This window comes from Rickettsiella grylli (assembly GCF_000168295.1).
GTDB lineage: Bacteria > Pseudomonadota > Gammaproteobacteria > Diplorickettsiales > Diplorickettsiaceae > Aquirickettsiella > Aquirickettsiella grylli.
In genome coordinates this window covers 632,792-640,000 of record NZ_AAQJ02000001.1, presented here as the reverse complement: position 1 = coordinate 640,000, position 7,209 = coordinate 632,792, and the positions used below count along the sequence as shown (strand labels likewise).

Genomic DNA, 7,209 nt, shown 5'->3' with positions numbered 1-7,209 from the left:
GGTGCAAATGAACGCCGATGGATGGGACTGGGGCCTAATTTTTTTAAAGCCAGTAAATGTTGCTTTGTTGTATAACCTTTGTGTTGTGCAAAACCATAACCTGGATATTCTGCATCTAACAAAACCATATTTGCATCACGATGCACTTTCGCTAAAATGGAAGCTGCGCTAATCGCTGTAATTTTTTCATCTCCTTTTATAATCGCTTTGCTTGGGACAGATAGTTGAGGACAATGTTTTCCATCGACTAAAACAAAATCTGGGATCAAGGCTAATGCGCATACCGCGCGTTTCATGGCAAGTAAACAGGCATGAAAAATATTCAATTTGTCAATTTCTTCGACTTCAGCACGACCTATCGCCCATGTTTTTGCTTTTTCTTGAATTTTTTTAGCGAAATATTCACGGCTTTTTGCGGTAAGTTGTTTTGAGTCTTTTAAACCCGTCATCTTTTTTTTATTATCTAAAATAACTGCAGCTGCAAACACTGGACCCGCTAGAGGACCTCGTCCTGCTTCGTCAACGCCGGCTACCGATTGATTTTCCATGATGCAAGCAACTTATGGAATTTAAGAAAATCAAACCCAAACTAAAAATTACTTCATTAGATGGATCTCTTTAAAATTTTTAATACGGCATCCGCAACGTGCTTACTTGCCTGACAACGCAATTGTCGATGAAGTGTTAAAAATTCTTTTTTTAGTTTACTCACAAAATCTGGATTATTCAAATAATAAAAAATGGCCTGTGATAAATTTCCAATGGTTGCGTTTTCTTGAACAAATTCTGGAACCAATAATTTTTTAGCTAACAAATTAGGTAAAGCAATATAATTCACATTCACTAAAAATTTTGCCATCCAATAGGAAAGTAAACTCATTCGATAAGCAACGACCATTGGTTTTTTTAGTAACATCGCCTCTAAAGTTGCTGTGCCTGAAGTAATTAACACAACGTTTGCTGCGGCCATCACGTGACGTGATTCTCCGCGAAAAATACGGAAAGGCAACGTCGGCGTTAGTTGTTGCGCCAAGTTAAGAAATTGCTGCTTTGTTTCTTCGTTAACCATCGCAACCGCAAAAATGAGTTTATCATTTTGTTGATAACACCGCAGGGCTGTTTGAAGAAATAATGGACCTAGATAATGAATTTCATTTCGACGACTACCGGGTAATATTGCAACGATGGTGGCTAACGTGGGTAAGCCTAATCGTTTCCGAGCAGTGAAACTATCCATCGTGAATGGAATTTCATCTGCAAAAGAATGCCCCACGAATTTCACGGGAATGCGATGTTGTTGATAAAAATATTCTTCAAACGGAAAAAGACATAATATTAAATCCACCGCTTTAGCAATTTTTTTTAATCGCCAACGACGCCATGCCCACACACTAGGACTGACATAATGTAATGTCGGTATACCCTTTTTTTTCAATTTTTTTTCTAAGTCCAGATTGAATTCAGGTGCGTCAACGCCAATAAATACATCAGGAGGATGATTGATAAAATGTTCTGTTAATTTCCGACGATAATGCAGCAATTGGGGAAGTCGTTTAAAAATTTCACCCAATCCCATGATGGATAAATGTTCCATAGGATACAAAGCACGCGCACCTTCTTGCAGCAGCGCAGGCCCTACGATCCCTGAAATACGAAACGGAATTTGCCTACGCTTAAGTTCTTTACAAAAATCAGCGGCTAACAAATCGCCTGAAGTCTCACCGACAACGATGCCAATATGAATAGGACGTTTAACGAATGATGCCACGTTCAGAGTTTTTAAGTGCTTGAGTCATTAAGCTTACTTGAGGAGAATGAAGTGCTAAAGGTTTTAGCTCCTCTAGCGCTTGTTCTACGGTTAAATTTTTACGAAAAATAAGTTTGTAAGCACAACGTAAATGACTAATCGCTTCGTCAGTGAAACCATTTCTTCTGAGTCCTTCTTTGTTTAAACCGCAAGCTCGCGCTTCACGCCCACCTTCCACGAGTATATAAGGTAAAACATTTTGTCGGACCATGCTTGAGGCAGCAATAAAACTATGGTCACCAATATGGCAAAATTGATGCACCGCGCTATAAGCACCTAAAATAGCATAATTCCCGATAGTCACATGTCCCGCTAACGCAACGTTATTAACGAAAATAGCATGATCACCCACAACACAATCATGCGCAACATGAGAACCCACCATAAAAAGATTATGGCTGCCAATTTTAGTTAAACTTTTATCTTGAGTAGTACCCCGATTAATCGTGCAATATTCGCGAATCACATTATGATTACCTATTTCTAGATAGGTTTTTTCACCTCGGTATTTTTTATCTTGGGGATCATCGCCGATAGAAGAAAAAGAATAAATTTTATTATAGTCCCCTAAACGGGTGGGTCCTTTCAATACAACATGTGATCCAATAACGGTACCCGAACCTATTTCCACTTCCGGCCCAATAATACTCCAAGGTCCAACGGTGACATTCGTACTTAGCTTCGCTGCGGGATCAACAATAGCCAATGCATGTATCATATCAGCATTTTCTCCCGGCACCCATGAGGATTGCTTCGCAAGCCAATTCATTGCCCACTTTTGCAATGACTTTGCATTTCCAAACATTACCCTTTACTTTGAGAACTTCAGCTTCTATTAATAATTGATCCCCTGGTACAACGGGCTTTTTAAAACGTGCTTCATCAATACCTGCAAAAAGATATAAAAAACCTTCTTTATTTTCTCTATTCGCATGTAAAGCAAGAATACCTGTCGCTTGTGCCATTGTTTCTAAAATAAGTACGCCGGGCATAATCGGATTACCCGGGAAATGACCTAAAAAATAAGGTTCATTAACGGTTACATTTTTCAAGGCCACTATCGACTTACCCGGCACTATTTTTATCACTTTATCAATCATTAAAATAGGATAGCGCTGGGGTAAATAAGTGAGTATTTCTTGGATATCCATAATATCGCTCATAAATTTCTTACCTAAGTTTACTATTTTTTCTAATCATCGGTTGCCTACTTTCTACATTCAAAAAACCAGTATTCATACCGTATATATATTCTATTGTTTTTTATTCATTAATGTTTCAGCTTTTTTCAATCTTTTAGCTAATTGATCCAATTGACGAAACCGCACACTATTTCTTTGCCACTCTCGACGGGGTTGAATCGAATGGGTAGAAGAATAAATTCCAGGATATCGGATAGAATGAACAACGCTCGACATACCGGTTATACAAACATTATCTGCAATTTCGATATGCCCGTTAATACATACTCCGCCCCCTATCCTACAATTTTTTCCGATATGAGTGCTTCCTGCTATTCCAGTACATCCAGCAATTGCTGTATTTTCGCCAATTCGGACGTTATGACCGATTTGTATTTGGTTGTCTAATTTCACACCATTGCTGATAATGGTGTCATCGAGCGCTCCTCGATCGATACTTACATTCGCACCAATTTCAACATCATGACCTATTAATACTTTCCCTAATTGCGGAATCTTAATCCATTTATTGTTCTCTTTGGCTAAACCAAAACCATCACTCCCAATAACACTTCCATTATGAATAATCACGCGTGGACCTATGTGAGTATCTGCACAGATACTCACATGCGATTTTAAACAGGTCTTCGCACCTATAACTACATTTTCACCAATCACACACGCAGGCCCTATCACAACACCCTCTTCTAAACGCGTATTTGGACCTATTACGGAATAAGGCCCAATACTTACGCTAGAGTGAATATGACAACCTTCTCCGAGAAGAGCCGTTGTATGAATTTCTGGAATAACAGGTAAAGTTCGCTCAAATAATTGAGCGACTTTAGCGAAAGCAAGATAGGGGTCAGTAACCACTAATGCATTATTCGGCGCATGCTTTAAGCATTCTTCACGTAAAATAACTGCAGAAGCTTGTGTTGTTGAAAGATATTTTAAATAACGTTTATTATCTAAGAACGAAATTTCACCTGCCTGTGCTTTTTGCAAAGCCATAATACCTGTGATTAAACACTGTGGATCACCTTTGAGATCCGCTTTAATTAAATAAGCAATTTCTTGTAATGAGTGTCGATACTGCATATTAAACTCTACGCGCTATAAAATAACCCAAACAACCGGTATCGGTGTGAATTTTTCGCTATACATTTAGGATAAACGAGCGAAATTTTAGGCAATAACTTAAAAAATTTAGTGTAAGACGTCTATTAAGTTTTCTTTAAAGCGTCTAAAACTTGCTGTGTAATATCTAGATTATTTTTAGCGTATAAGGTACTTCCTTTTTGAAGGACCACATCATAACCGGATTGCGTTGCTACTTTATTTACCACACCGTCAAGTTCTTGGCTAAAGCTATGCAATGATTCGCTTTGTTTTTTAGATAAATCTTTTTGAAACGCAGCGATCATTGATTTCACTTTATTCTGATCGGTCATTACTTTATTTTCTAAAACACTTCGCTCATCTGCTTTCATAACAGCTGCGTTTTTTTGCAAGTTACTTGCTTCTTTCTGTAATTCATTTTGAGCCTTCATGATACTATCTTGCCGGCCTTTAAATTGACGTGTCAATGCGTCGTTAATTTTAGCGATTTGCGGAGCTCTTTGTAATACCGCTTGCATATCAACAACCGCTAACTTTATTTCTTCTGCTTGAGCCGTGAGCGTCAATAGACCGGTCATTATCGTTAAAATAGATACTAAGCATATTTTGTTCATTATCAGCTCCTTAATTAAGCTAAAATTAAAAACCTGTTCCAATGTTAAACTGGAAGACTTGTGTTTGATCGCCAGGTTGAGGGTTTATAGCTTTCGCTATACTAAAACTTAATGTTACATTAAAAACAGGAACTCGCCAATCTATATCGATACCGGCGGAATAGCGAAGTGGTCCCGAGGAGGTTCCTCCGTGTACGCTCGGCGGTATTGAACTACGATCCGTAACACCTAAAGTTGAATAGGTGTTACCAGCATCGACAAAAACACTCGTCCTTAATTTATCCGATAGTGGGTTAGGCACAATTAATCCTAAACTGCCCACGGTCATCACATTACCTCCTAAAGGATAACCATTCGTATCTCTTGGGCCTAACGAGCTAATTTCATAGCCTCTTACCTGACCATCTGTACCGATACCACCTGCGTAATAATTAGTAAAAAAAGGCAATCCTGTGGTTGAAGAAAATCCATTTCCATAACCTACGCTCAACCGACCCTCAAAAATAAAATGATGTTTGAACGGAAAATAACCATGCGCTAAATAACTTCCTTTGTAATAGTACAAAGGCTGACCACCTACGGGTAAAGCCAGTTGAACACTTGCATTTTGAAAAATTCCACTTTGAGGAAACACAAGTCGATCAAAGCTATTTCGTACCCAACCCATCGTCAATAAAAACTGATTAAATTGAACACCATGATGCGTAACAAAATTTTGTACTTCAAGTGATTGCTGTTCAGTGGGTGGTAAATTAAGTTGTAATTTTTGTAAGCCTCCTTGAATTTGTAGGGCATCTCCTCGCTCGTCCAATGGAATCGTATAATGGAGATCAGCACCATAGGTATTCGTATTATAGGTTGTTGTATTCAAATCGCTAGGCGTCGCGCGTTGATAGAAAAAATCATATCCGCGTTGTATTCCATCTAAGGTGTAATACGGATTGTTATAGCTAATACTATAAACCGTTGCTGCACGGGTATTATTAAAATTTAAAGCCAGTTGATTCCCCGTTCCAAAAAAATTATTTTGATTCAACGAAGCACCAACGACTGCTCCATTGGTACCATAACCTAAACTAAATAAAGCTTGAGCGGCATGCGCTTCATTTAAATGAACATCCAGATCAACTTGATCGCTATAGCCTGCAATAGGAACAGGTGTTAATTGTGGTTCGCCCTCAAGAAAACCGCTAAGATTCAGTTGTTTTAAGGACATTTTTAGGTCAGATTGCGAAAACAAACTGGCTTCCTGTTGACGAAACAAACGCCTAAAAACTAAATCTTGCGTTTTTAGGTTACCGTCTATATGGATATGCCTGACATAGACGCGATGACCTGGATCAACATAAAAAACTAAGAATACTGTTTTATTTTTGTCGTCGATTTGAGGTAATGTATTGACCGTTGCAAACACATAGCCAAAATCTGCTAATGCTTTTTTGATCCCCTCTTCCACAGCGACCACATTTTTACGTGAAAAAATTTGACCTCGTTGTAGGGGACGCAAAAGTTTTTGTAATTTAGTTTGCGAAACAAGAACATTCCCGGTGAGTTGATAGCCGTTCAGTTTGTAAATAGGACCTTCGGTGACACGAATAATTAAATAAACTTGTTTTCTATCTGGAGTTAATGTGGCCTGTGTAGATTCAATTTTAAATTGAAGATAACCTCGATCCATATAATAGGATTGCAAGGCATCGAGGGAGGCTGATAACCGATCTTGACTATATTGATCGCTATTGGTAAAAAACGACCAAAAATGATGCGACCCGAGTGGTAGGGCAGAACGTAATGTCCTTTCACTAAAAACATGATTTCCCACAATAGCAATATCAGCAACTTCGACGGTCAGTCCTTCAGAAATAACAATTTTCAAAGAGACGCTATTACTCGATAAATGTGTAATCAAAGGGGTTATACGCGCCGAATATTTACCCATATTATCGTATTGCAAACGTAATTGTGATACGAACCGATCTAAGGCAGCTTTATCAAACAAATGGCCACGAATTAAACCTTTCTGTTTCATCACTTGTTTTAATTTATCCCCAGGGATCTCTTTATTACCGGTAATATCAATCTCACTAATAATGGGTCTTTCAACAACCTGAATGATTAAGGTATCCTGTTGTTCTTCGACGGTAACATTACTAAAAAACCCGGTTGCATATAACGCGTTAATGACCGCGGGCGATTGATCCGATTGAAAATCTTGCCCTAATTTAACAGGCAAATAACTTAATACGGTATCGCGACTAATCCCTTGTAGACCTTGAATCTCTATTTTATGGAGTGGAAAAGCTTCTGCAGGTAAGGATAAGAAGAAAAGGATCGATAACGATCCAATTAAAAAGATTCTGAATAAAAATCGGAACATAGTCGTTATTTTTTAGCCCATCTCATTGATATATTGACACCCTTCGCATTCAGTTTTTGTCGGTTTCGGTTTCGTCTATCGTTGAATAAACTAAAAAGTGATATTTTG

General features: G+C 38.3%; 7 protein-coding genes (1 of these 7 running past the window's edge). All 7 read right to left on the bottom strand.

Going from position 1 to position 7,209, the window contains the following annotated elements; translation table 11 throughout:
- On the bottom strand, nt 1-548 hold the 5' portion of the coding sequence (gene rnhB / locus RICGR_RS02945) for a ribonuclease HII (RefSeq protein ID WP_006035393.1). It extends 28 nt beyond the left edge of the window; only the first 548 of its 576 coding nucleotides appear in the window; it begins with the start codon at nt 546-548; its stop codon lies beyond the left edge, outside the window.
- 56 nt (nt 549-604) lie between these two features.
- Nucleotides 605-1,768, bottom strand: coding sequence for a lipid-A-disaccharide synthase (gene lpxB, locus RICGR_RS02940; RefSeq protein ID WP_006035033.1), 1,164 nt, complete (start codon nt 1,766-1,768; stop codon nt 605-607).
- Nucleotides 1,752-2,576 (bottom strand): acyl-ACP--UDP-N-acetylglucosamine O-acyltransferase, encoded by an 825-nt coding sequence (lpxA, locus tag RICGR_RS02935; RefSeq protein ID WP_006035802.1) that lies wholly within the window; start codon nt 2,574-2,576, stop codon nt 1,752-1,754. Before lpxA ends, lpxB begins: the two co-directional genes overlap by 17 nt.
- A complete protein-coding gene (gene fabZ / locus RICGR_RS02930; RefSeq protein WP_006035344.1) occupies nt 2,527-2,970 on the bottom strand; it encodes a 3-hydroxyacyl-ACP dehydratase FabZ in 444 nt (147 codons plus the stop codon). The genes lpxA and fabZ overlap by 50 nt, the downstream gene beginning before the upstream one ends.
- A 90-nt stretch (nt 2,971-3,060) precedes the next feature.
- Nucleotides 3,061-4,089: a UDP-3-O-(3-hydroxymyristoyl)glucosamine N-acyltransferase gene (lpxD, locus tag RICGR_RS02925; protein ID WP_006035180.1), complete on the bottom strand. Its 1,029-nt coding sequence runs from the start codon at nt 4,087-4,089 to the stop codon at nt 3,061-3,063.
- Between the two features lie 125 nt (nt 4,090-4,214).
- A complete protein-coding gene (locus tag RICGR_RS02920) occupies nt 4,215-4,724 on the bottom strand; it encodes an OmpH/Skp family outer membrane protein (RefSeq protein ID WP_006035950.1) in 510 nt (169 codons plus the stop codon).
- Nucleotides 4,725-4,749: 25 nt separating this feature from the next.
- Nucleotides 4,750-7,101 carry an outer membrane protein assembly factor BamA gene (bamA, locus tag RICGR_RS02915; protein ID WP_006034826.1) on the bottom strand — a complete coding sequence of 784 codons (2,352 nt, stop codon included), beginning with the start codon at nt 7,099-7,101 and terminating at the stop codon, nt 4,750-4,752.
- Nucleotides 7,102-7,209: the final 108 nt, after the last annotated feature.